This window comes from Leptolyngbya sp. CCY15150 (assembly GCF_016888135.1).
Lineage (GTDB): Bacteria > Cyanobacteriota > Cyanobacteriia > RECH01 > RECH01 > RECH01.
Genome location: NZ_JACSWB010000277.1, coordinates 18,402 through 42,031 on the forward strand (window position 1 = coordinate 18,402; position 23,630 = coordinate 42,031).

Here is a 23,630-nt window from a genome sequence, read left to right on the forward strand (position 1 = left end):
ATCGCCATTTTTGGCACCCCGCAGCCTCCTGTTCCATGCATGACCGTCTAGCTGTCAGGGTGGTTCAGTTTTCCGTACTTGAGTTGAGGTAGATCCAGTTCTAAGCATGGGGTGATGTACCGATGGCAGTGGCAGCAGAGTGCTGCTCCATGGGGCGATCGACTATGGATCAACGATGTAGATCAACTATATAAATGTATAAATGGGGCAACATTGACGAGATTCCTTAGGATCTCTCTATAGTTGAGGTGTTCACACCAATAGGCGATCGCGCTTAGACAAGCTAGGATTAGCCTAATCCTTCCCGTTCTGGGAATAGAAACGTGTCAGCACCACTGTTGTCTGCAGCCATAGTCTAGATCTCGGGGCATCACAGATTGCATGAACAAAGGATTCCGTCCTCAGGAGCAACTGGCAGCAGAGGAGCGATCGCCGTTCCTGTAAGACCAGCTTCTTGATGCGACGGACTAGAGCTGACCTGATATCGGTATCCAGATGGTGAATCCTGTTGTTTCGGCCGCATTGTCACACGAGCCACCTCGCGCTATGGACGATCATGAAAAAACAAATGACCAATTGCTTGCAGAACTCACTACACTGCGGCAGCAGGTTGCCCAATTAGAAGCGCGGCTTGAAGAACCATCCGCTGCACCGTTGTCGCACCTCGGTGATCCGTGTCCTTATATTCCGGCAGATATTCTTGACCAAGCGCGCATGGGTTTTTTCCAAAGCACGGTGGATGGCCACTACCTGCAGGTCAACCGAGCGATGGCGCAGATTTTGGGCTATGAATCGCCCGCGGCCCTGATGGAGACAATCACGCAGATTGATCAACAGCTTTATGTGAATGTGGCCGATCGCGATCGCTTCCAGCAGCAACTGCAGGAGCAGGACGTCATTACTGAGTTTGAAGTCCAGGTCTATCGTCGGGATGGCAGCATTATTTGGCTCTCTGAAAACGCTCGGGCGGTGCGGGATGACCAAGGGGCGATCGCTTACTATGAGGGCATCAGCACCGATATCACCAGTCGCAAAACCGCTGAGTTTGAGCTGCAGCGCATCCAGGGTGAGCTAGAGCGAATCATTGAAGAACGCACCACGGCGCTCCAGTGTTCCAATGTGCAGCTTTCGGCGGAGGTGGCCGAGCGTCTGCAGGCGGAGGCGGCCCTGCGCGATGCGCGCAATCAACTGCAGGCGATTCTCGATGCTGTGCCCGGTATCGTGTCTTGGATTACCTCTGATTTGCGCTACCTCGGGGTAAACCGCCACTTGGCCAGCACCTTTGACCTGCCTGTGGAGGCCTTCACGGGGCAAGATATCGGCTTCCTGGAAAGCAGCCAGGAGTTCAAGTCCTTTGTGCGCGACTTTTTTGCTTCTCCCGATCAAGATGCGTTTCGGCAAGTGGAAGCGGTGGTCAAAGGCGAAACCCGCTTCTATCTGATCGTGGCCCAGAAGTATGACCAAAACCAGGCGGCCTTCACCGTCGGTATTGATATCACCAAGCGCTACGAGGCCGAGTCTGCCCTGCGGGATGCGGAGCAGAAATATCGCAGCATTTTTGAAAATGCGGTGGAAGGGATTTTCCAAACTACCCTGGATGGACATTTTCTCAGCACCAACCCAGCCCTAGCGCGTATCTACGGCTACGATGCCCCGGATGATTTGGCCAATGGGCTGCCGGATATTAGCAATCAGCTCTATTTCGACCCATCTCGTCGGGAAGAGTTCATCAAACAGCTCCATCGGGATGGGGCGGTGGTTCGCTTTGAGTCTCAGGTGTATCGCAAAGATGGTAGCCTCATCTGGATTTCGGAAAATGCCCGAATTGTCTACAACGAAGACGGTAGCCCGGCTTACTATGAGGGCACGGTTGAGGACATTACCGATCTAAAGCGGGCGGAGGAGGCGCTGCAGCGGGCCAATGAGGAATTGGAAAGCCGGGTGGAAGAGCGCACGGCGGCTCTGCGGGATGCCAACCATCGTCTACGCATTGAAATTACCGAACGGCAGCGGATTGAGATGGCGCTGCGAACGTCGGAAGCAGAACTGCGGGCGTTGTTTGCAGCGATGCCTGATGTGATTGCGGTGTTTGATGGCAACGGCACCTACCGCAAAATTATTTCCACCAATTCGGAATTGCTCTATCGTCCCCACATCGAACGTGCAGGGAAAACGGTGTACGAGGTCTTGCCGCCGGAGCAAGCCACGCTGTTTATCATCCACATTCAGCGATCGCTCAACACCAGCAAGACCGTGAATTTGGAATATTGCCTACCCGTATTTTCGTCGCGCCAACAGGACGAGGATGATACAACCCGCAGCGCTTGGTTTAGCGCCAGCGTTTCTCCTTTGCCGAACAACTGTGTACTGTGGGTGGCGCGGGATATTACGGAACGCAAAATGGCAGAACAGCGGCTGCAGCAGGCGGAGGAAAAGTACCGCAGTATCTTTGAAAATGCCGCAGAGGGAATTTTCCAAACCACACCGGATGGCCAATGCCTCAGTGCTAATCCGGCTTTAGTGGAAATGTATGGCTATGGGTCACCAGCGGAGTTTATGGCTGCGGTGCCCGATATCAGTAAGCTCTATGTCTATCCCCAGCATCGGGCCGAGTTAATTGCTCAGTTAGAGCAGTGTAATGTAGTGTCACAGTTTGAAGCCGAGGTCTATCGCAAAGATGGCAGCGTGATTTGGACGTCGGAGAATGTGCGGGTGGTGCGCAATGAGGCGGGCGAGGCGCTGTACTACGAGGGGACGGTGCAGGATATCACCCAGCGTAAGTATGCGGAAGAGGCGTTACGCGACTCGGAGGCCAAGGAGCGGGAAAAGTCTCAACAGCTTGAGCAAGCGCTGCGGGATTTGCAGCAAACCCAGACACAACTGGTGCAAAGCGAGAAGATGTCGAGTCTGGGGCAGTTGATGGCGGGGGTAGCCCATGAAATCAATAATCCCGTGAACTTCATTTATGGCAACCTGGCCTATGCCCGCAACTACACCCGAGATATGTTGCGGCTGATTCAGGCCTATCAACGGGCCTATCCTGACCCCACGCCGGATCTGCGCCAGGAAACCGAGGATATTGACCTCGGCTTTTTGATGGAGGATTTGCCCAAGCTGTTGGGGTCGATGCGCCTTGGGGCTGAACGCATTCGCGAAATTGTGCGATCGCTCCGGAGTTTTTCGCGCCATGATGAGGCCGATCTCAAAAAAGTGGATGTTCACGATGGCTTAGACAGCACCCTGCGGATTTTGCAGCATCGTCTGAAGGCAGATGGGGGCAAGCCGGCGATTCGGGTAGTCAAAGACTACGGGCAACTGGTGCCGATCAAATGCTTTGCCGGGCAGCTCAACCAGGTGTTTATGAACATTCTCAGCAATGCCATTGATGCTCTGCGCGATCAGGAGCTGGCCGTTGGCTTGCACCGAGATCCTACCGATCCAGACTATGAGCATCCAGAGCATTTGACCTCGATTAGCGAGATTCGCATTCGAACGGAACTGTCGCCGGAAGGCGATCGCGTCATTATCCACATTGCCGACAATGGCCCTGGCATCCCGCCCGAGGTGCAGCAGCGGATTTTCGATCCTTTCTTTACCACGAAGGAGATCGGCAAGGGGACGGGATTGGGGCTGTCGATCAGCCATCAGATTGTGGTGGAGCGCCATTGTGGGCAGTTGCGCTGTGTTTCCAATCCGGAGGATGGCACGGAGTTCACTATTGAAGTCCCGGTGAATCCTGAAATTCCTGAAGAATGGGGCGATCGCGACAAGTCTCGTTCCTAGGGGGCGATCGCGCTGGAACTCTAAGCTTCTAGCAACTTCCGCAGGCGACGGATATGCACAGCTCGGCTGGCGATGGTTACGGAGCCATCTTCTAAGACGACGTAGACCTTACCCGACACTAAACGGCCAATGGCCGATCGTTCGTAGACCGTGACGTCGTCGTCCAGTCCTCGGGGTGCTTCAACCTTTTTGTACCCCATATCGGCTAGCTTGCCCTCCAATTCCTTCATCACCTTGGCGGGTTTGGCGGCTGTCATCGAAAACTCAATGGTGCGGTTGAAATATCCCCCGAGGCTGCCAGCAAACAGTCCCGTCACCAAGCCTAGCTGCTGGGGCAATCCGGTGGAGATGGTGATACTCAGCACCCGCGATGCCATAAAGGTGGTGACAAAGGCGGTGGAGACGAAGTAATACATGAAGGTTGAGGCAAAGCCTGGCCCAAACTGTCGGGTGCGATCGCTCATACTGGATGACCACCTACTCAAGACTGCGCATCAAAACTGCTAACAGTGTATCGGTATTGAGTGCCTGCAGGTCGATCTCTAGGGACTGGTTCCCCAGAGATCGACTAGAGATCGGACAGGATCGGCTATAAATCGGCCATAAAAAAGGTTGGCTGTTAGACCAACGTGAGGTGAGGCATGGGTTCAACGGTGGCAATGGAGCGGCCCACAGCCGTGGCGATCGCCCGCAGGTTGTTGACGAGATCTACCATCTCGTCTAAGGACAGAGCCTGCCGTGCATCGGATACGGATTGCTCCGGTTGGGGATGGCATTCCACCATCAAACCATCGGCACCACAGGCGATCGCTGCGCGGGACAGGTCGGCCACTAGTTCACGCTTGCCGGCCGCATGGCTAGGATCGACGAGCACCGGCAAGTGGGTGATTTGCTTCAGCGCCACCACGGTACCGAGATCCAACACGTTGCGGGTGTAGGAATCGAAGCTGCGAATCCCCCGTTCACAAAGGATGACGTTGGGATTGCCGTGGCTGAGGATATATTCAGCGGCCATGACGAATTCTTCGAGGGTGGCGGCTAGACCTCGCTTTAGGACAACGGGCTTGTTCACCGTGCCCACGGCTTTCAGCAAGTCGAAGTTTTGCATATTGCGGCTACCAATTTGCAGGACATCGGCATGGGCTGCCACCGCTTCGATTTGGGCGATCGCCATCACTTCGGTGATCACGGGCAGGCCGTAGCGATCGCGCACGCTGGCTAAAATCTCTAAGCCCTCTTGCCCCATACCTTGGAAAGAGTAGGGTGAGGTGCGGGGCTTGTAGACGCCGCCGCGCAGGGCTTGGACGGGAGCCGTAGCTAGGCGACTGGCCACCGCTTCCATCTGGGCGAGGCTTTCTACGGCGCAGGGGCCGCCGACGATCAGCAGGGACTCTCCGCCAACCGAAACGGTGTCCGACAGAGCAATGATGGAGCGATGATCGGCGTGGGTCTTAGCGGCGAGGGTAGCTTGGTGCATGGGGTTTGACATGGGTTGAAGTTCCGTAGATTGAGGATGAATCAGTAAGCGATCGGGGCGGGGATGACCAACAAAAAACCCGGAACCTAAGGGGCTCCGGGTTTGTGAATAAGCGCATGGCTAAGTCACCCGGAGGAGGATCGGGGCCAAAAAAAGTAGGTGCTAAAAAAGGATGGGAAGGAGAGCATGGGATGAGCGGTGGGTAAGGATGGATAGAAAACAAAAAACCGCAGGCGTTGCGCTTGCGGTTCACTTCGAGGTTCCATGAAAAGATGGACTCACTCCAAGTGAACCTTGATAAACCAACCATAAAATCGAGCGGCGGGACGTGCCATAACGTTCAATACTTGGGTGAAGCTGAAAAATCTATATGCCTAGAAGGTAACTGATCTGGGCTGAAAACGTCAACCTCAACGTTTGAGTCCTACAAGTCTCAAGATGAAACGTTACGAGCGGCCAAGCAACACATTTTGTTCCGATAGGGGCTAAGCTGAGTGCAGCCTTGGTCTAGCGGTTGGTTGGGGAGATGGAGGTCACATGATCTGTGATTTTCGCTACCATCATTCTGGCGGACGATCCCATAGGCAAAGGCTCCATTTTTCAGTACAACAGCTAAGGGCCGATCCCGTTGATCACCGGATTTTGCGGGGGCGATCGCCTCTGCGTCTATGACTGCACCCTATTGTTAACTCATGATTGAAGTTGAACATCTCAGCAAACACTATGGCAGCAGCACCGCCATTGATGACGTTACCTTTTCGGTCAAACCGGGAGAAATCCTAGGGTTTCTGGGCCCCAACGGTGCGGGAAAAACCACCACCATGCGCATTCTGACCGGCTATCTACCGGCCAGCGGCGGCACGGCGCGGGTGGCTGGGTTTGATGTCCATGACGATTCCATGGCGGTGCGGCAGCGCATTGGCTACTTGCCGGAAACGCCGCCCCTCTACCCAGATATGACTGTTGAGGCGTTTTTATACTTCGTAGCTCGTCTGAAGCATGTGGCGGCGGGCGATCGCTCCACGCGGGTCGCCTCGGCGATGCAGCGCTGCAATCTGCTGGATAAGCGAGGGGTGTTGATTCGCAAGCTATCCAAGGGGTTTCGCCAACGGGTGGGCATTGCCCAAGCGATTGTCCATGATCCGGCGGTGATTATTCTAGATGAACCGACGGTGGGTCTTGATCCTCGCCAGATTATTGATGTGCGCAATCTGATTCGCAGCTTGGCTGGGGAGCATACGATTATTCTGTCCACCCACATTCTGCCGGAGGTGAGTGTCACCTGCGATCGCGTCACGATTATCAACCAAGGGCGGGTGGTGGCGACGAATACCCCGGATCAACTGGTGGCTCAGCTCACCGGTGGCTTGGGCTATGACTTGGAAATTGAAGGGGATGGCGAGCAGGTGCGGCAGGCGCTGCAAGACCTCACGCCGGTGCAGTCGGTGCAGATCGTTCCCTCAGAGGGCCAAGCTCGTCAGCACCTGCAGATCACTACGGAAGGGCCCGAGGATCCGGGGCGGGAGATTGCGGCGATCGTCGTTGGAGCGGGCCTGGGCCTCTACGAAATGCGTCGCCGTCAGGTGAGTCTAGAGGATGTGTTCCTCCAGCTCACCACCATGGAATCAGCCGCATCGGATGCCTTTGAAGATGGGGAAGCGATCGCCCCAGAATCCCAGGAGGAAGCGATCGCCTCAGAATCCCCACCTTCCGAGCCACCGCCTGATGAAGATCCTCCCTCGCTTTAGATCACTGTTTAGATCACTGTAGGATTGCTGTGAGGCGAAGCCGTAACGCACTTCTTATCAAGCTTTTGATGCGCACTCTACCAATCCCCAGGGCTTTCTAGCTATTGTTTACATTGTTGTCAGGAGCCAGCCTCTAGATGGGTGTTTTAGTCAGCAACATCGTCGCCATCTATCGCAAGGAGCTACAGAGCTACTTTGCCTCCCCCTTTACCTACGTGATTACCGGGGTGTTTTGGTTTATTAGTGGCCTGTTTTTTGCCGCCATTTTGCTTGGCCCTACCGGGGTAATTGCCCAGGTGGCGGCCCAGGATCAGTTTGGCGGCGGCGCGCCAGTGGATGTGCCGAGCCAATTTTTGATTGTCTACCTCGGGGTGATTGGATCGTTGGCTCTGTTCATCCTGCCGATGCTGTCCATGGGGCTCTATGCCGAGGAACGCAAGCGCGGCACCCTAGAGCTGTTGGCCACCTCACCGATTACAAACTGGGCGGTGGCGGTGGGCAAGCTGCTGGGGGTGCTGACGTTCTTTTTCACCATGACGGTGCCGCTGTTGATCTATGAAGCGATCGCCTTTTTGTCTGCAGATCCGCCCGCCAATCCAGTGCTGCTGCTGGTGGCCCATGGTGGGCTGCTGCTGCTAGCTGCCGCCGTGCTCTCCCTGGGGATGTTCGTCTCATCGCTCACCGATAGCACCATCCTCTCGGCGGTGCTGACCTTTGGGCTGATGCTGATGCTCTGGGTGACGGATTTAATCGCCAGTGGCGTCCAAGGGCCCGTCGGGGAAGCCATTGCACATCTATCGCTGCTCACTAGCTATGGCAATTTAATCCAGGGCATTGTGGAAACCAGCGATCTGGTGTTGTTCGCCAGCTATATCGTCCTCGGTATTTTTCTCACCGCTCAGTCTATTGAACTGCTGCGCTACCAACGCTCCTAGGGGCGATCGCCTGACTCCCTCCCTCTGTTTTACTGCTGCAAGGTGCCTGTTAGATGAAACGAACGCCATTGACTTTTAAGGGACTTCGGTATTTGGTTTGGCTTGCGCCCATGCTGGTGATTGCTGGGCTGACGGCGGGTGTTGTGGCCGGTAGCTGGGGGCCAGTGCCGCTGGTTCTGATTCTGATCGGTCTTGCCATCGCCATCGGTTGGTTGATCAGCGAAAGTCGCGGTGGCTTTTGGCGACGGCGCTCGACCCAGGCCAATACCAATGGGTTGGTGGCTACGCTGGCCGTGGTGGTGATTTTGGGCCTGATCAACCTGCTGGGCGTCCGCTACAGCCAGTCCTTTGACCTTACCGAAAATCAACTCTATACCCTGGCTCCCCAGTCGCAACAGGTAGTCAGTAGTTTAGAGCAGCCGGTGAAGCTCCTGATCTTTGCCCCCACCCCCAATCCCACCGAGGAACGCTTGCTGCGCAACTATCGCCGCCAGAGCGATCGCTTCAGCCATGAATATATCGATCCCCAAGCCAATCCCGTTTTGGCTCAGCAGGTGGGCGTTAGCACCATCGGCGAGGTCTATCTAGAAGTGGGCGAAGGTGACGCCGTGACCCGTCGCTATGTGCAAACCCTGACGCCCCAGCAACCGCTCTCGGAACGGTTGATCAGCAATGCCATTGCCCGCCTGGGCAGCGATCGCTCCCCCAAGATCTACATCACTCAGGGGCACGGAGAACGGATTCTGGAGGCTGGGCAAGGGGGCTTATCGGAAGCGATCGCCCGCCTGCAGGATGAGAATTATCTGGTGGAACCGCTGCAGTTGACGGAGGATGGACAGATTCCAGCGGATGCGGATGTGGTGATTGTGCCTGGCCCCCAGCAGGCTTTTCTAGAAACCGAGGTGGAGGCTCTGGAAACCTTTGCCCAGGGAGCGAATGGGCTATTGCTGATGCTGGATCCCACCACGGAGCCGGGTCTTGATAGTTTCCTAGACAACTGGGGCATTACCCTCAGTACCGATGCCCTGATTCTGGATCCCGAGGGACAGGCGGTGGGGCTAGGCCCCGCCGTGCCATTGGTCACCCGCTATGGCCCCCACCCCATTACCGAACAACTGAGCGGTATGTCCTACTATCCCGTAGCTCAGCCCATTGCTTTGACTGAGGTGCCAGGGGTGGAAGCGGTGCCGCTGCTGTTGACGGGCGATCAGTCTCAAGTGCAGCCCATTGATGATCAAGGGCAAGTGCAGCTCGATCCTGATGCGGAAGAGCAGGGTTCCTTGGCGGTGGGGGTGGCGATGAGCCGTCCGGCACAGGGGGATGGCACCCTTTCCGAGGAACCTGTGGATCTGCTGGAGAATGGTGAGGATGGCGAGTCGCGCTTGGTGATCATTGGCAACTCTGCCTTTGCCACGGATGGTCTATTTGGACAAGTGCTCAACGGCGATGTGTTCCTCAATGCGGTTGCTTGGCTCAGCAATCAAGAAGGGGAGGTGCTAGCCATTCGTCCGAAGGAACCAACTAGCCGCCGTATTGTGCTGACGCTAGGACAGCAGGCCACTCTAGCGATCGCTTCCCTAGTCGTAGTACCGCTGTTGGCCTTTGCCATCGCCATCGCCCTTTGGCTGAAGCGCCGGTAGGTGACAAGAACTTGCCCATCTAGTCGGCGGTGGCGATCGCTCCTAGAGTGGCTTGCACCGATCGCACATAGTCTTGGGGCGCAAGAACCATCAGCATACCCCGTGTCCCGGCCGAGACAGCGATCGCGGCGTGATCGACTAAACTGCTATCCCCATAGACCGGGTAGGCTTTCTTACAGGCCAAGGCCGTCACCCCACCGCGAATATAGCCGGTCAGAGCCTGCACCTCTTTGAGGGGCACGGGCTGCACCTTGCGATCGCCGCTGAGTTTGGCCAGGGCTTTGAGATCAAGCTGGCGGTGGGAGGGAATGACCGCCAGGCAGACGCCGGTTTGGTCACCGCGAACGACGAGGGTTTTAAACACCTGCTGGGGCGGAAGGCCGATGCCGGCGGCGGCCTTCTCGGCATCTAGGTCAGCGGGATCATAGTCGTAGGTACGTAGCTCGTAGGGGATGCCGAGGCGATCGAGGGATCGAGCAGCGTTGGTTTTCTGAACCATGGGCTACCCCTCAAGACGGCCAACCGGCTTCGGCTTGCTGCAATACATAGGCCGCAACGTCGTAGATCTCTTGACTGGAGAGGCGATCGCCATAGCCAGACATGGGCATTTTCCCCTGAGTCACGATAGTAGCGATCGCCTCTAGATCGTCCATGTGGTAGCGCTGCAGAGCCCGCTGCTTGAGAGACTTTCCTCGACGGATAATGTTGCCTCCCTGGGCATGGCATCCGGCACAGTTGGCGGCAAAAACCACGGCTCCTCGATCGGGATTAGGGCTGCTGTCTGCTTGGGCCCAGACGGGGCTAACGCCAATGCTCAGGATCAAGAGTCCACTGATCAAGAGAGCGATCGCTCCCGGTAGCGAATAGCGCTTGCTCCACGGAGTCATAGCTCTGATCCCCGGAAATAGGAGGTTTTGTCGTTGTTGCATGATGCCAGTTGTGACCTGCGTTTCAAACATTGTGGGTTCTATGGCCCTAAGAGACCTTCATGGTGTGATTAATATCACAGCTAAGACTGATCTTCATCAATCTAAAGAACTTGTAAACCTTGGATAGTATAGACAGCCATAGCTCAGTCCATGTTGTCTCTAGCTGTACCTATCGTAATGATCGATCGTCTTGTTACGTCTGCCTTCGAAACAGGTTGTCTCAGTGTGGAGTCTGAAGCGTTGATTCGCCAAGTGTTGGCGGCGCGTACCTATCGCGTTTCTGACTTGGAGCGACTGCAGCAGCTTAGGGATGCGGTGCAGTCTGGACGGGTGAAACGCGAGGCAACGGGTCGGTTTGAGCGAATTCTAGAAGTTTGTCGATAGGCTGGGTCGCCCCACGCGCATTATGGGGAGCGATCGCCTTCGCTATCGTTTTAAGTCGCTAGACTCCATGACATGAAGCTACGCTGCTGGGTTTCGGCTACGCTCAATCCTCGTCTCATAGGAATTTGAGCCAATAGTTACGTCTCACCCCTTAAGACAGTCTTCGCTAAAGCTTCGATACAGATTGACGACGGCTACACATGGGCTCTATCCCAAGCAATGAATGGGACAGGGGCTGATAGGTCAGGTGCAGGGTCGCTAACCCCTAGGAATCTTCGAGCTGCTTGACCGACACATCAATAGCATCTACGTCCACCGTTCCCGGCGGTGTTAGGCGCTGAAACGTTCTGTTTTCTACCACCAGCGGTTCCCCGCAGTTTGGGCAAGCCAACTGCATGTTGTTGAACCCAGCTAAAGAACTGCTACATACGGGACATTGCCCTTCCACCAAGTTGCGCTTGAGCCACCAGCGAAACACCAGCACCGCCACAATGGGTGCCAGGATCAGCAATCCTAGGAAGATGAAGAATGACTTCACTAACCACCCTAGCCCAATGATGCCCAGAAACCAGATGATGGCAAAGGTTGTAATCCAAAATCTGAGGCCAGACAGGTTCACTTGCAGATTGCTAAAGCTACTTTGCTTCACGGGGGATTCTCCTGCACGATAAGCAGTTCTAGTCCGAGGTTTCGCCAACTACCGAGGACGACGGGCTCAAACGGACTGCGGTGGTCTAACCTTAGTCTACGAAATTCGGCCCTTCTTGTCGCAAGGCATGAAGGACGGATGCCCGCCCTTGCCTGAGGGGCAAGGATGGGCAACGGTTTGGGTCAACAGGGGAGCTGTAACAATGGGTTACAGGATCCGTTGCGACGCTTACGACTCGTCAGTCACGCGCACCGAAAGACGCAGGGTGCCGGTTGTGGAGTCGGGCGATCGCCACCCCCGCAGATGATCGCGCACCTGTTGAATGAAGCTCAGGTCTTCTAAGGTCGAGGCTTGGTCATCCAGCAAGACTTGCTGCACGCTGCCGTTGACTAAGCGCAGTTCCATCAGTACTATCCCGGAGAGGCGATCGCTGATGTAAAGATCCTGTAAATACTGATCTAGGTTGGTGTAGATGTCATCGCTGTTGGTTAGGGCAACGCCATCAAGGGTGAGATCGATGATTTCCAAACGTATATTATCGACCTCTAGGCTCGAAGAACGTGACTCAAGCTCCCAAGATGGCATGGACTGAGGGATCGATCTAGTGGGTTGGCGACCTAAACCAGCGGAGAAGGGTGCTGCTGAGGGCGGCGGTGCTGCGAGGGAGCCAAACATGAGGTCATTGTCATCGAAGTCAAAGGCAGGGCCAAAAATGCCTTCATAGCTGACGCCGTCGGGTAACTCCACCGGGACTTCTACGGTGCGGCGAGTGCCATCGGGGTCAACACGCACTTCGTCGGTGACAGCGACAAAGGCGGTGTATTGCGACAGCAGCCGATAGGCCAGTGCCGTTTGGGTGACGGCGTTGACGCCCTCCACGGTTTCCATGCCATAGAGCTGGTTCATTAAGTCTTTGATGCGGGCCCGTCCCCAGAGTTGGGCGATCGCTCCCTGGGATGGCCCACTCTCGAAATTAACCGCTAGGGTTTCATCAAAGGGAACGCCCCCTGCTGCCACGCCGCGAATGCGCAGCACACCGGATTGTCCGTCGGTTTTCCGCCCAAAGATGACGAGGGGCTGTTCGGCAAATAGGTCGGGAATGGCGGAGGGATAGATCTCAGGGGCGTCGCCCTCGCCTTCCCAGGTCACTTCAATGTTGGTAAGAACAGGATTGTTGATCTGACGGAAGAAGCGATCGGCGACCTCTCCGGAGGGTTCATCCTGGCGAATCACCTGGGAGGTGCCGCGTCCGGCCTCGGCTAGGCGATCTAAGAGGAAGCGATTGACGGAACTGCCTACCCCAAAGCTATAGAGCCGGTTGCCTGGCTCTAGGCGTTGCTGCACTTCGGCGATAATCTCAGCGTCGTTGCCAATATAACCATCGGTTAGCAGCACCACGCTACGCAGCCGTCCTTCTGGGGCAGGGGGAAAGTCAAGCACGGCTCGGATGCCGTTCAACAGTTCGGTGCCGCCATTAGCGGTGAGTTGATCGACGTAGGCGATCGCTCTCCGACGGTTTTCGGGAGTATTGGGCAGGGGCGTGGCGGAGAGCTGCTCGGTGGTGTTGGCAAAGTCGATGATTGTAAAGGTGTCGTTGGGATTGAGTCCATTAATCATGCGGCGCATGAGTTCCTGGGACTTCAGGAGAGGATCGCCCATCTGGGAGCCGGAGGTATCCATCAAAAACACCACATCTTTAGGAACGATGGCGGTGCTGGGATAGTCGATGGCGGGGATCAGGTAGGCCGCAAAGTGACCGCCCTCCTCGTGGCGCTGGGTGAGGACGGTGGCTTGGGGGCGATCGCTCATCACCTGGTAGCGCAGGATCAAGTCTTGATTGGGAATGGTGTCTGCGGCATCGAGCTGCACATGAACTTCTCGCCCGCGAGGGGTGGTCTGGATGGTGTGCGACGGAGAGGTGACATTGGTAATCGGCACCCCAGCATCTAGGTTAACGGTGACCTGAATATCGTGCCCCGATCGCTGCTCTGGGGGAATGACTGGCGGCGTAATTCGAGTGGCGTCGGGGACTTGGGGCGTGTTGCCGGTGACGGTGGCTGGGCCAGGAATGTAGCGTGGCCCGACCACCATGGGAAAGACAAATTCGTAATGGGCACCCTCGAAGGTCAAGCTTTCGGTGTAGCGAATGGTGACGTCGATCTGTTCACCGGGAAGGATATTGGCTAGGGACTGGGTGAAAATATTGGCGCGCTCTTGCTCTAAGAGTCCGGCTGTCCGTCCTTCGTCGATCGCCTGTTGATAAATCGCCTGGGCTTCTTCCCGAGGTTTAATGTCGCCACGAATGACGCGATCGCCAATGCGGATCTCCATATCATCCACTGCCGCTTCATCGGGCAACGGGAAGACATAGATGGCTTCCAGGGGATCCTCAAAGGGATTTTCAAAGGTCTGGGTCACCTCCACCCGCGCCACATTGCCAGTTACCTGGGCCTGCACATCGGTGTGGATGAGGGGAAAAACCTGGGAGCCCCCCTCGTTTTGCACATAGAGCCCACCAAGGGTGGATGTATCAGGGGCAGCCATACGGGGTTCTCCTGGGGTTGAACGAACGGCGGGAGCGGTTTGGGCAGTGACAAGATTGCCACGATCGCGAGCCAGACCCAACAGTCCTACAATAACGACTGCGGGCAGGACATACATAAGTTTCATAGATCTCACTCCAGAGCAACAGGCGATCGCTCTCCCCTCGCACCCATCAACAGGGCTGGCGACAGCTTGCGAGCAACCGACCCTGTATGGCCTAGCGCCTTTCAGCATCGGAGCGATCGCTTCCAGCATGGCACTTCGATCCGGCTAGCTGGGATCGGTTACCAAAAGGGAAACCACTGGTTAGCTCTACACCCAGACCCGGCCATCTTCCGACCGCAACCCTAGGGATTAAAATACGCTTTGTAAATAGCATGGGCGATGGGCATGGCGCTCACCGATCCATAGCCGCCATTTTCCACAATGGCCGCGATCGCAATCTGGGGATCCTGGGCTGGCCCAAAGCCAACGAAAAGCGAGTGGGACGTCTGGCCTAGGACTTCCGATGTACCCGTTTTGCCGCCGGTGAGGGGAATGCTGCCGTCGTTCAAGCCCTGGGCGGTACCCTGCTGCACCGTGGCGATTAATCCTTCTCGAATAACAGCGATCGCGGCGGGATCGATCCCCGTGGGTATGGGCTGCATCTCGGGCGATGCGGTTTGATCCATCATCAAATGGGGGATCACCCGATTTCCACCGTTGGCGATGGTGGCGGTCATCACGGCCATTTCCAGCGGCGTCACCTGCACTACCCCCTGACCAATGGCCATACTCACCGTATCGCCGGTGTACCAAGGTTCGCCGTAGAGTTCTACCTTTTCTTCTGGAGTGGGGATCAAACCGTGATTGCCACCTTCTAGCCCTAGGGTCGGCGTGGTGCCAATGCCTAACATTGCTCCCCAGTGGGCGATCGCTTCGGGCCCTGCCGCCATCCCCACTTGATAGAAAAAGGTGTTGCTGCTCACGGCAAGGGCATCACGAAAACCAATCGCCCCGTAGCCTTGGTTGCTATGTTCCCAGAACTGAGTACCGCCAACATTAATAAAGGCTGATGTATTGAGAATTGAGCCCGGAGTAAACTTACCCGACTGCATCCCCGCCACCGCTGTCACAATCTTAAAGGTGCTGCCGGGCGGATAACCCTGGAGGGCACGATTGAGAAACGGCTGGCTTTCGCCCTGAAGCTGCTGCCATTCAGCATCGGTCACCCGGCGGGTAAAGATGTTGGGATCAAAGGAAGGGCCGCTGACCAAAACCAGAACTTCGCCCGTTTTAACATCGAGGGCGACAACCGCACCCCGTCGGTTGTTTAAGGCTTGCTCTGCCACCTGCTGTAGCTTGAGATCAATGGTGAGGTTAACGGAATCCCCGGAAATAGACGGTTCATTGCCCAGAATACGCCGTTCCTGACCGTTAGCATCGACTTCCACGCGGCGATTGCCCCAATGTCCTTCCAGGATGGGATTTGCCAACCGTTCGATCCCCATTTGCCCAACCACCATGCCGCTGGGATAATTAGGATTGCTCTCCATATCCGCTTCGGTGGCTTCGCCAATATAGCCAATGATGTGAGAGGCAAGGCGGCCATGGGGATAGTAGCGATTGGATTCTGCCAGAATTTCAACGCCGGGAAACTGCTGGGCAAATTCTGCTAGGGCGACAAACGCATCGGGACTTAGTTGCTGCGCAATCCGCACGGGCAGCGGCGATGTATAGCCCGCCTGCTCTAGCTTGGCGAGCATCTCTTCTTTCGGAACATTCAGCAGGGGAGACAGTTGCTCGGCTAGATGTTGCCAATCTTCAGGCGACTGCTGACGGGGCCAGAAGTAGACGGCGCGACTGAGGCGATTGGCGGCAATCAACTCTCCATTACGGTCGAGAATATTGCCGCGATCGGAGCGGATCGGTACTAGACGAGTCCGATTTTGCTCAGCTAGTTCTCGGTTGGCTGGGCCGGCTACCAGTTGGAGTTGGGCAAGACGATAGGCGCAAAATCCTAGGCAAACGGTACTGAATAGGATGAACACGATCGCTCGCTGGAGGAGCGTTTCACGGCTGATCGGACTTTTGACCAATGAGGTCTGAACATTCCGAGACTGGGGGGTGGTAGATGAAAATCGGAGGTCGGTAGTCATGAACGGTCATCCATATCCAAGAGTGGTAGAGAGCGCAGACGTGATGTACACCGATGGTGACTGAGCGTTATTGGGGAGTATGGGGAGGGTGTCCTAGCAGATTGTCAATGCAGATTGGTAATGGCTTCACGGGGAACGTGCGGTTGGTTTAGGACGTTTCGTCGTTCTGGGTTGGATTTTTCGAGCGATCGCGGTTGGATGACCCTGCCATACTTCAAGGGGGCAAAACCGTACGCCGATGAGCTTGGGTAAAAACTTAGAGTGTCTGCTCCAAGCTTGGCTGCTCGTCATAGGGGGGTAAATCGTGCTTGCCTTAGAGCCTATCCATGGGACTGTCCAGATGAAGCTGGGTGATCAGCCGCTAGGTCACGTTGCCTGAGCCTTTGCCTGAGCCTTTGCCTGAGCTTTCTCTCGCATCCTGAGATGGATTGGGACAAGGGCGATCGCATCACGTACCCTACACCGCTGCACGCTACTGTCCTTCCCTTTAGAAATGAGGCAAAATCCGGATATTTTTGGATGAAAAATGAGTCGATGGTGTGTGAGGAAGCTCTATCTTTGTGGTGATTGCAAGATGATGCACTTCTCTATGACCATAACCTAATCTTTAGAAAAAGGTGCTCTGGCTCCATGAGATTTTAACGATCGTTGAACAGGTTCCACCACCCACACCGTGGGATCTCTGGGGCTCTAGCGCGGCTTCTTGAGGAGGTCAGATCAGTCTTGGCATCTTGGCTCAGTAGGCAATCTTGGTGCATGTCAGCGTTCCCGCGTTGACACCTGTCTTGGTTGCTCCTGCACTCAGGCTGCAAGAGGCGCAGGAGCAATCCTAGGAGCGTTCCCACGCTCAGGGTAGGAACGATATCTATAGGCGTCAAGTCTCTGCACCCACGGGATTTCTGGGATGGCTTTTGAAGACGTCTGGTGAAGACGTCTGATCTTGGCTAGGTAGACCGTCTTGGTGCGTTATCGAACTTAACCCTGGTCTAAGTGTCAAGCTACAGCGGGTTGATTCCAGCCAGGGTTGATAAATCTTGGTTCTAAATTTAGCTTTGACCGGTTTGTCGGTTAATATTGGTGCGATCGGGGCGCTCGTTTAAACAACCGGCAGGACATTCTAGGTGTCTGCCAGCCTCCTCGATGTTTGGCATCGTGGTGCAATCAATGACATTCTTGTTGAATACACGCTCAGTGCAGTTAGCATCATCATGAATTCACACGTCAAAGTTGTTCAGCCAACCGGCATCTTAGATAGCACAAAAACTAACCAGTTTCGGGCTGAGATCAGTGAACTGGTGAATAGTGGCGCTAAGATTGTTCTCGTTAATCTGAAGGATATAACGTTTATCGATAGCTCAGGGCTGGGAGCCTTGGTCATCGCCTTAAAAACGGTGCGTTCAGCCGGAGGGCGCTTCTACATCTGCTCGATTAATGAACAGGTACGCATTTTGTTTGAGCTGACCAGTATGGATCAGGTCTTTGAGGTGTATGACAACCAAGAAGCATTTGAGCAAGCGGTGCTATCCCCTAGCTGATCCCTAGGATCCCGCTGCTTGAGGGCAAGGGCGGCGCACCCGACCAGCGATCGCCTTTCAAGATGATGAGGGTCTGTCGGTCTAGCGCTAATCTCTAGGGCTGGAGGGCGATCGCGTTCACTCTAGGTAAACCCTAGATCTTCAGACGAGAGCGGCTGATATGGTGCCCTATCAACCAGCTGGGAGGATCTGGGGAGCGTGGGGAGCGATCGCCCTAGCCAAAGTTAATGCGCAGGAGCGAAAGATCGTCGTCGAATGAATCAACCTCGCTCTTCTCTTGCACCTGCTCCAGGATGACATCTAGGCTAGTGGTAATGGGTTCATCGGACAGCAGGGTTACAAAATCATCTAAGCCCCATGTTCCTCCCTTGAGCTGGCTGGCTTCAAAGGTTCCATCACTGAAGACATACAGGCTGCTGTTGCTGGGTACGTCATGACGTTTGCTTTGAAAGGATGCATCGGGCAACATACCAATGGGCAATCCTGGGGTTTTTAAACGCTCAATGGTTCTTTTCCCCGAGGGGGCTTCATGGGTGGGCGTTGAAACTAAAATGGCGGGCGGATGACCAGCACTCGCATACATGAGCTGACGACGGGCTCGATTATAAACGCCATACCAAATGGTGAAATATTTTTCATTTTGGTTGGTCATTTGAAAGGTGTCGTTCAGCGCTTTGAGCACATGATGGGGTTGATAAAAGTTGACATCAGGTAGGGATTGTGACCGTAATAAATTTAAAACTGCCGTGGATAGTAAGGTTGCTCCTAAGCCATGCCCAGAAACATCGAGCAAATAGATGACCAAATAATCAGGATCTAGCCAGTAATAGTCAAAGCAATCACCGCCTAATTGACTAGAGGGAATGAAGCGTGCATCGACTTGCACTAGACCCTTCAAGGGTTTCGGCAGGAGCGATCGCACGTAGTCTACGGCTTCAGATAGTTCAGACTCTAGGCACTGCTTTTGATACTGCAGGTCGCGGGTGAGCTGGCGTAGGCGTAGACCGGCCCGCACCCTTGCCTGTAGTTCAGCGATTTCGATGGGCTTGGCTAAAAAGTCATCTGCCCCGGTATCCAGTCCTTTGACTCGGTCTTCCAAACTTCCCCGCGCCGTCAACAAAATGAAGAAAATCGTCGAAAATGTAGGATCTCCCTTGACTTGCCGACAGACCTCTAGACCATCCACAATCGGCATCATCCAATCGCAAATGATCAAATCTGGGTGTATTTTCTTAATTTGTTCAAGACCCTCTTGCCCATCAGATGCGATCGCAATTTCATACCCTTCCTTCTGTAGCGCCTTTTTTAGAAACAAGCGGATGATAGGGTCATCATCAATAACCAAGATTTTTGACATGGGCAAGTTACACTTTCTTGCAAACAGAGCGTCTACCTTTCGTAAGGATTACAGCTTAAACTGTGGTGAATTATATAGATAAATATGATGACACATTCAGTTGATTTAATCGAAGTCCCAAAATAGAATTAACGCTAGCAACATCCAAGAAAACTTAGAATGACCATTCGTAATCTTTAGATTCACGGTTTCAGATCCACGCTTGGGGCATCGACATACGTTTGAAAAAAAACCAGAAAAACCGTCACTCATAGACTGGTCTTCTTGTGCAGATTTCACGTATTCTAAATCTAGCTATTTGAATCATAGGGAAATTCGGCAGTTGGACCTACTGAAGAGAGCACAAATTCAAGTATTAACTGATCTGGGTGCTCTGGCTCAAGTTTTATCATGGTTTGACCAGTTTAGTCACCCTCCGATTCCTCATGTGGTGTGGCTACAATGTCAGCTCATTCTAGCTGAAGGGTTTACCAATGCTGTGCGCCATGCCCACCGAGACTGCTCACCCGATACTCCAATTGAGATTGAAGTCACGATGTTAAGCGATGCCCTGGAGATTCGCATCTGGGATCAAGGGGAACCCTTTGATCTAGAAACGAAACTCGCCACGATGCCCAAAGGAATGGACAAACATGCGGAGGGTGGGCGTGGCCTCAAGCTGATGCAGCGGATGTCGGATGTGCTGAAGTATTCCAGAACTGACGATCAGCGCAATTGCTTGCTTGCTGTTAAACGTTATACCCTAGAAAACGAGGCAAATCCAGAGTAACCCGCGATATTCCGCTCAACCGTCTGGGCGTTGAGCGGTTGCTTGCTCCTGCTAAAGCTCGCTAGCCTAGGGCACCGATGTGCCTATCTATGCTTCACCTATAGGACTCCTACGGGCTCTGAGCGTCTTCATAGCCATCGACCGGATGAGGACGCTGCTGGCCGCGAACCCATGTTTGGAGTTGATGGGTGTGGGCAGCGATCGCTTCGTAGCAACGGTCTAGACCATCAGGTTGATGATGTTGGGCGTAAACTTCTAGTTGTTCAGCGCTGGTGTAGATGCCATGCACACCCACGTTAGCACTCGCTCCTTTGATGTAGTGAGCTAGCTTCTCAATTTCATCAAACTGTTGATGGGCGATCGCATGTTCTAAGGATATGAGATGCACGTCGGTGTCTTCTACAAAAAGACCCAAAAGCTGCACTTCAAACTCTGGGTCAGAGTCAGAAAGCTGATGAAGATGTTCCCAGTCAATCTGCAGAATCAGCGAACACTGGGACGTTGATGGTGGGTTGGGTGGCTGGGAGCTAACGTTCAAGAGTTACTGTACACATACTCGACGGCGGGGGCACGAACCATCAGACCATGGGTTGTCTGAGGTTACCTGGTGGGAATCACTGAAGATGATCGATCCACGAGAATGAAGCAGTGACGATGCAAGAGGTTCGCCCGTTATTGTAGTCGAGATGGGCGATCGCTTCCAAATCGTTGCTAAAAACTCAGCATGTCTCTTTTGTCCTGGCAGCTTGTCCAACCGGCCAAATCTTGCCCGAGGGAATAAGCTTGTCCAGGAAGCTATTGACAAGGATCTGCAGAAACAGTTTGGGGTACTAGCCCAACAATATGGGGAACGGGACGTGGCTCGTATCCCACCAGAGATGCCCCTTCATAGGACAAGGATGTACTGGCTCCTGAATCTAGCATAACGGCGTTGTAGAGCCCTAGGTTGGCTAGAATTTCCCCGAGATGAATCGAGTCTACAAAATCGTGAGAGACGCCGACAACTGGCTGCCCGGCTTGGTTAATGCCCCAAAAGGCACGATGACGTTTGGCATCAAAATCAAAGAGGCCAACAAAGGTTTCGGCGGGCTGGGGCTGTCCGTCGCGCACGAGCCAAGCCGCTGCAATAAAGGCATCGGTGATGTCAGGCATCTCGGACTGAATGCCGTCTAGGGAGTTATGGGCATCAGGGTTGAAGGGAAGGAACTGGATGCTGGTAGGGCTAATCATCACCAGCGGGCGGTTGGTCAATCGATAGATATCATTGCGATCGCCTGGGATAAACTGCTGGGTGTTTTGGCTGTAGACGGGGCCGATCATCTGGTTGGAGTCTAGATATTCCAACGAAAAGAAGCCTCCATCGACGGCGGCAACAATATCGGTATTGGCAATGATGTCTTGAACCTGATAGCGGCTATCGGCGTGAACGGTGATGGGTTTGCCGCCTGTAATAAGCGTGAGGGGAATGTCGTCTACGGTATGTTGTTGCTTGATAATGGGCGCGGTAAAGTCCATCGTGCCCTCAAAGGACTGCAAGGGCGCGCCGCCCCAGGCTTGGTCGAGCACGTCTTCAAGTTGGGATTGTCCTAGGCGAGCGATCGCCAACAGGTTGTCGGATTCTCCGGCAAGCAAGTCTTCGGTATTGCTCATGGTCAGGGCAGCGAAAAAGCCTGCCTCGCTGACTAGTTCGGCAACCTGATCATTGTAATTCCCTTCTGGATAGGTGAAATAGTCAATGGGGATGCCCAAGCGTTCTTCTAGCTCTTGCTTAGAACCAGCAATTTCTTGGCGGGCCTCTTCTAGCGAAAGGTTTCGCAAATCGGCGGGATGGGTGATGCTATGGGCAGCGATCGTCACCAGTGGATCGGCGGCCATCTGCTCAAGTTGCTCCCAATCTAGGCCCGGCCGCCCATGATCTCGTCCAACTTTATAGGTATAGACAGAAAACAGGCCTGGATAGCCATAGTCTTGGAGCAGCGGCCAAACGTAGTCATGGTGACCAAGATAGCCATCATCAAAGGTTAGTAAAATGGGTTTCTCAGGCAGGGGTAGACCGGTGCGCAGATGGTTGACCAGTTGATCCATGCTGACGGGAGTGAGGCCATGGTCGCGAATCAGTTGGAGATGGGCTTCAAACTCCTCTGGGGTGACATCAAAGAAAACGTCTTTCTCTGCCAAAATATCGTGGTACATGATCACCGGTACGTTGGCGAGGCGGGCGCGATCGTGGATCTCTGGCCAAGGACTAGGATTGAGCTGGGCCATCCACTGTGGGGCGGCCGTTGTGACTAAGGGCTCTATGGAACTCTGGGGCTGCTCGACCCATTCAACCAGTTGCAGGATTGTTTGGGTCACTGTTTGCACAGACAAGGGTGACGGGGCCTGGCACTGTTGACCGAGATTCACCGTTGGTGCGTCTGGGTTGACTGGCACATCCGTGGATATATCCGTGGACGTTGTTGTAGGGCTGTCGTTGAGCGATCGCCCTTCAGCACGTTGGGCCTGTACTGGCGTCGATGGCCACGATTGGGTACTCCCGATTGCCACGGTGCTGGCAATGGCTAGAAGTAGAATCTGTCGTCGCCAAGGTTGGCGTAGGCAAGAGGTTAGGGACTGCATCCAGTCAGCGGGCATGGTCATAGGTTGTCTGGGTGGGAGTCGCACTCTCGATAGGGATTAGTGTAGGTGTCAGATCTGGTCATACGGGCTCACGCAGGCAGCATCCGCCCAGTGTGACCAACGGGTGAAAAGACAGGTAAAACGTTGTGTAGACGTGCTTCTTATAGACATACCGCTACAACGTTAACGCTAGATAAAGTAATTTGACCACGATGGTGGAGATGGTCGGTGGACAGGTAGGCTCCGGCTTTCAGGGCGCATCGAATCTACGACGATCCTCGGGAACCTCTATCCGCCTAACGAATGGGGAGGCGGAGTATAGATCTCACGGTGTCCCTGCAAGGCCAGCATCGGGAGGATGTCACGCAACAAAAGATGAAAAATTTTCGAGACTATGGGGCGATCGCCCTCCTAGAGGCTAGAGTTGGGGTAAACCCATTCAGCCATTAAAGAAATCATGACAGTCTATCAAGAAGATGTGTCTGAAACCATGAACCAGACGACCCTTTCGACCAGCTATGTAGATGTGATTGAAACCGTCATCTCTAGCCTAGAGGAAGACCAGAGCGCGATGGTTAGCCATACTGACGATGGCGATCTATGGAAGTTTCAGTACGGTACGGTGGAAGTCTTTGTGTTGCTCACGGGCAACAAGGAAGATGATCTGTTCAAAGTCTGGGCGACGGTGATGGATCTGCCTGCCAAGGATGAACCAGGGCTGATGCGCAGACTGCTGGAAAAAAACTGGTCTGAAACCCTAGAAGCCAGTTTTGGTATTGTCAATCAGCAGGTGGTGGCGCTAGCGAGCCGCACAGTGGCCGATCTCTCACCTGCGGAAATTTCCCGCAATATCACGATTGTGGCAACCATTGCCGATGAGAACGACGAAATACTCAAGGAAGAGTTTGGCGGTTAGGCTATTCACTCAAGATGGGCTTGCCTAGATGAGTTCACTATAGTACAATTGAACTAAAGACACATTGATTCTAGAGTTGTACGGCAGTCCACCTATGGGCTGCTTTTTTATGAGCGATCGCCCTTGCCAAGTCCTGTGGGACAATAGCCCAGGATCGACGAAGGAGGCGCATGGCCTAAATAGTGCGCCTCCATATTAGAATAAAAG

General features: G+C 54.3%; 18 protein-coding genes. 8 read left to right on the plus strand and 10 right to left on the minus strand.

The window, feature by feature from the left end; genetic code table 11:
* Nucleotides 1–546 precede the first annotated feature (546 nt).
* Nucleotides 547–3,783, plus strand: a complete 3,237-nt coding sequence (locus JUJ53_RS20295) for a PAS domain S-box protein (RefSeq protein ID WP_204153852.1) — start codon at nucleotides 547–549, stop codon at nucleotides 3,781–3,783.
* Nucleotides 3,784–3,803: 20 nt separating this feature from the next.
* Here JUJ53_RS20295 and JUJ53_RS20300 read toward each other — a convergent pair whose 3' ends face one another.
* Entirely contained in the window at nucleotides 3,804–4,247 is a 444-nt protein-coding gene (locus JUJ53_RS20300; protein ID WP_204153853.1) for a hypothetical protein, read from the minus strand.
* 155 nt (nucleotides 4,248–4,402) lie between these two features.
* The gene (aroF, locus tag JUJ53_RS20305; RefSeq protein WP_343328002.1) at nucleotides 4,403–5,302 is read right to left on the minus strand and encodes a 3-deoxy-7-phosphoheptulonate synthase; all 900 of its coding nucleotides are present in this window, start codon (nucleotides 5,300–5,302) and stop codon (nucleotides 4,403–4,405) included.
* A gap of 650 nt (nucleotides 5,303–5,952) precedes the next feature.
* Here aroF and JUJ53_RS20310 point away from each other — a divergent pair.
* From JUJ53_RS20310 to JUJ53_RS20320, 3 genes are all read left to right on the plus strand, one after another.
* A complete protein-coding gene (locus JUJ53_RS20310) occupies nucleotides 5,953–7,008 on the plus strand; it encodes an ABC transporter ATP-binding protein (RefSeq protein ID WP_204153855.1) in 1,056 nt (351 codons plus the stop codon).
* Nucleotides 7,009–7,145: 137 nt separating this feature from the next.
* Complete coding sequence (locus JUJ53_RS20315; protein ID WP_204153856.1) at nucleotides 7,146–7,943, plus strand: ABC transporter permease subunit; 798 nt, start codon at nucleotides 7,146–7,148, stop codon at nucleotides 7,941–7,943.
* 53 nt (nucleotides 7,944–7,996) lie between these two features.
* A complete protein-coding gene (locus JUJ53_RS20320) occupies nucleotides 7,997–9,583 on the plus strand; it encodes a Gldg family protein (protein ID WP_204153857.1) in 1,587 nt (528 codons plus the stop codon).
* Between the two features lie 19 nt (nucleotides 9,584–9,602).
* On the opposite strand, the gene ybaK is transcribed toward JUJ53_RS20320, so the two are convergent.
* Together ybaK and JUJ53_RS20330 are read right to left on the minus strand one after the other, a co-directional pair.
* Nucleotides 9,603–10,082 (minus strand): Cys-tRNA(Pro) deacylase, encoded by a 480-nt coding sequence (gene ybaK, locus JUJ53_RS20325; protein ID WP_204153858.1) that lies wholly within the window; start codon nucleotides 10,080–10,082, stop codon nucleotides 9,603–9,605.
* Nucleotides 10,083–10,092: 10 nt separating this feature from the next.
* Nucleotides 10,093–10,470: a c-type cytochrome gene (locus tag JUJ53_RS20330; RefSeq protein WP_204153859.1), complete on the minus strand. Its 378-nt coding sequence runs from the start codon at nucleotides 10,468–10,470 to the stop codon at nucleotides 10,093–10,095.
* Nucleotides 10,471–10,689: 219 nt separating this feature from the next.
* Between JUJ53_RS20330 and JUJ53_RS20335 the strand changes: the two genes are divergently transcribed.
* Nucleotides 10,690–10,896: a hypothetical protein gene (locus JUJ53_RS20335; protein WP_204153860.1), complete on the plus strand. Its 207-nt coding sequence runs from the start codon at nucleotides 10,690–10,692 to the stop codon at nucleotides 10,894–10,896.
* A gap of 265 nt (nucleotides 10,897–11,161) precedes the next feature.
* Here JUJ53_RS20335 and JUJ53_RS20340 read toward each other — a convergent pair whose 3' ends face one another.
* The 3 genes from JUJ53_RS20340 to mrdA form a co-directional block, all read right to left on the minus strand.
* Nucleotides 11,162–11,545, minus strand: coding sequence for a hypothetical protein (locus tag JUJ53_RS20340; protein ID WP_204153861.1), 384 nt, complete (start codon nucleotides 11,543–11,545; stop codon nucleotides 11,162–11,164).
* A 228-nt stretch (nucleotides 11,546–11,773) separates the two neighbouring features.
* Entirely contained in the window at nucleotides 11,774–14,215 is a 2,442-nt protein-coding gene (locus JUJ53_RS20345; protein WP_204153862.1) for a VIT domain-containing protein, read from the minus strand.
* A 221-nt stretch (nucleotides 14,216–14,436) separates the two neighbouring features.
* Entirely contained in the window at nucleotides 14,437–16,227 is a 1,791-nt protein-coding gene (gene mrdA / locus JUJ53_RS20350) for a penicillin-binding protein 2 (protein WP_204153863.1), read from the minus strand.
* 1,208 nt (nucleotides 16,228–17,435) lie between these two features.
* Between mrdA and JUJ53_RS20355 the strand changes: the two genes are divergently transcribed.
* Nucleotides 17,436–17,762, plus strand: coding sequence for an STAS domain-containing protein (locus JUJ53_RS20355; RefSeq protein WP_204153864.1), 327 nt, complete (start codon nucleotides 17,436–17,438; stop codon nucleotides 17,760–17,762).
* 214 nt (nucleotides 17,763–17,976) lie between these two features.
* Here JUJ53_RS20355 and JUJ53_RS20360 read toward each other — a convergent pair whose 3' ends face one another.
* Nucleotides 17,977–19,119 carry a SpoIIE family protein phosphatase gene (locus JUJ53_RS20360; RefSeq protein ID WP_204153865.1) on the minus strand — a complete coding sequence of 381 codons (1,143 nt, stop codon included), beginning with the start codon at nucleotides 19,117–19,119 and terminating at the stop codon, nucleotides 17,977–17,979.
* Between the two features lie 202 nt (nucleotides 19,120–19,321).
* Here JUJ53_RS20360 and JUJ53_RS20365 point away from each other — a divergent pair, with 202 nt between their 5' ends.
* On the plus strand, nucleotides 19,322–19,888 hold the full coding sequence (locus tag JUJ53_RS20365; protein WP_239125239.1) for an ATP-binding protein: 567 nt from the start codon (nucleotides 19,322–19,324) through the stop codon (nucleotides 19,886–19,888).
* Nucleotides 19,889–19,997: 109 nt separating this feature from the next.
* Here JUJ53_RS20365 and JUJ53_RS20370 read toward each other — a convergent pair whose 3' ends face one another.
* Together JUJ53_RS20370 and JUJ53_RS20375 are read right to left on the minus strand one after the other, a co-directional pair.
* The gene (locus JUJ53_RS20370; protein WP_204153866.1) at nucleotides 19,998–20,426 is read right to left on the minus strand and encodes an Hpt domain-containing protein; all 429 of its coding nucleotides are present in this window, start codon (nucleotides 20,424–20,426) and stop codon (nucleotides 19,998–20,000) included.
* 257 nt (nucleotides 20,427–20,683) lie between these two features.
* Complete coding sequence (locus tag JUJ53_RS20375; RefSeq protein ID WP_239125240.1) at nucleotides 20,684–22,528, minus strand: polysaccharide deacetylase family protein; 1,845 nt, start codon at nucleotides 22,526–22,528, stop codon at nucleotides 20,684–20,686.
* A gap of 436 nt (nucleotides 22,529–22,964) precedes the next feature.
* Here JUJ53_RS20375 and JUJ53_RS20380 point away from each other — a divergent pair, with 436 nt between their 5' ends.
* Nucleotides 22,965–23,423, plus strand: a complete 459-nt coding sequence (locus JUJ53_RS20380) for a YbjN domain-containing protein (protein ID WP_204153867.1) — start codon at nucleotides 22,965–22,967, stop codon at nucleotides 23,421–23,423.
* Nucleotides 23,424–23,630 lie beyond the last annotated feature (207 nt).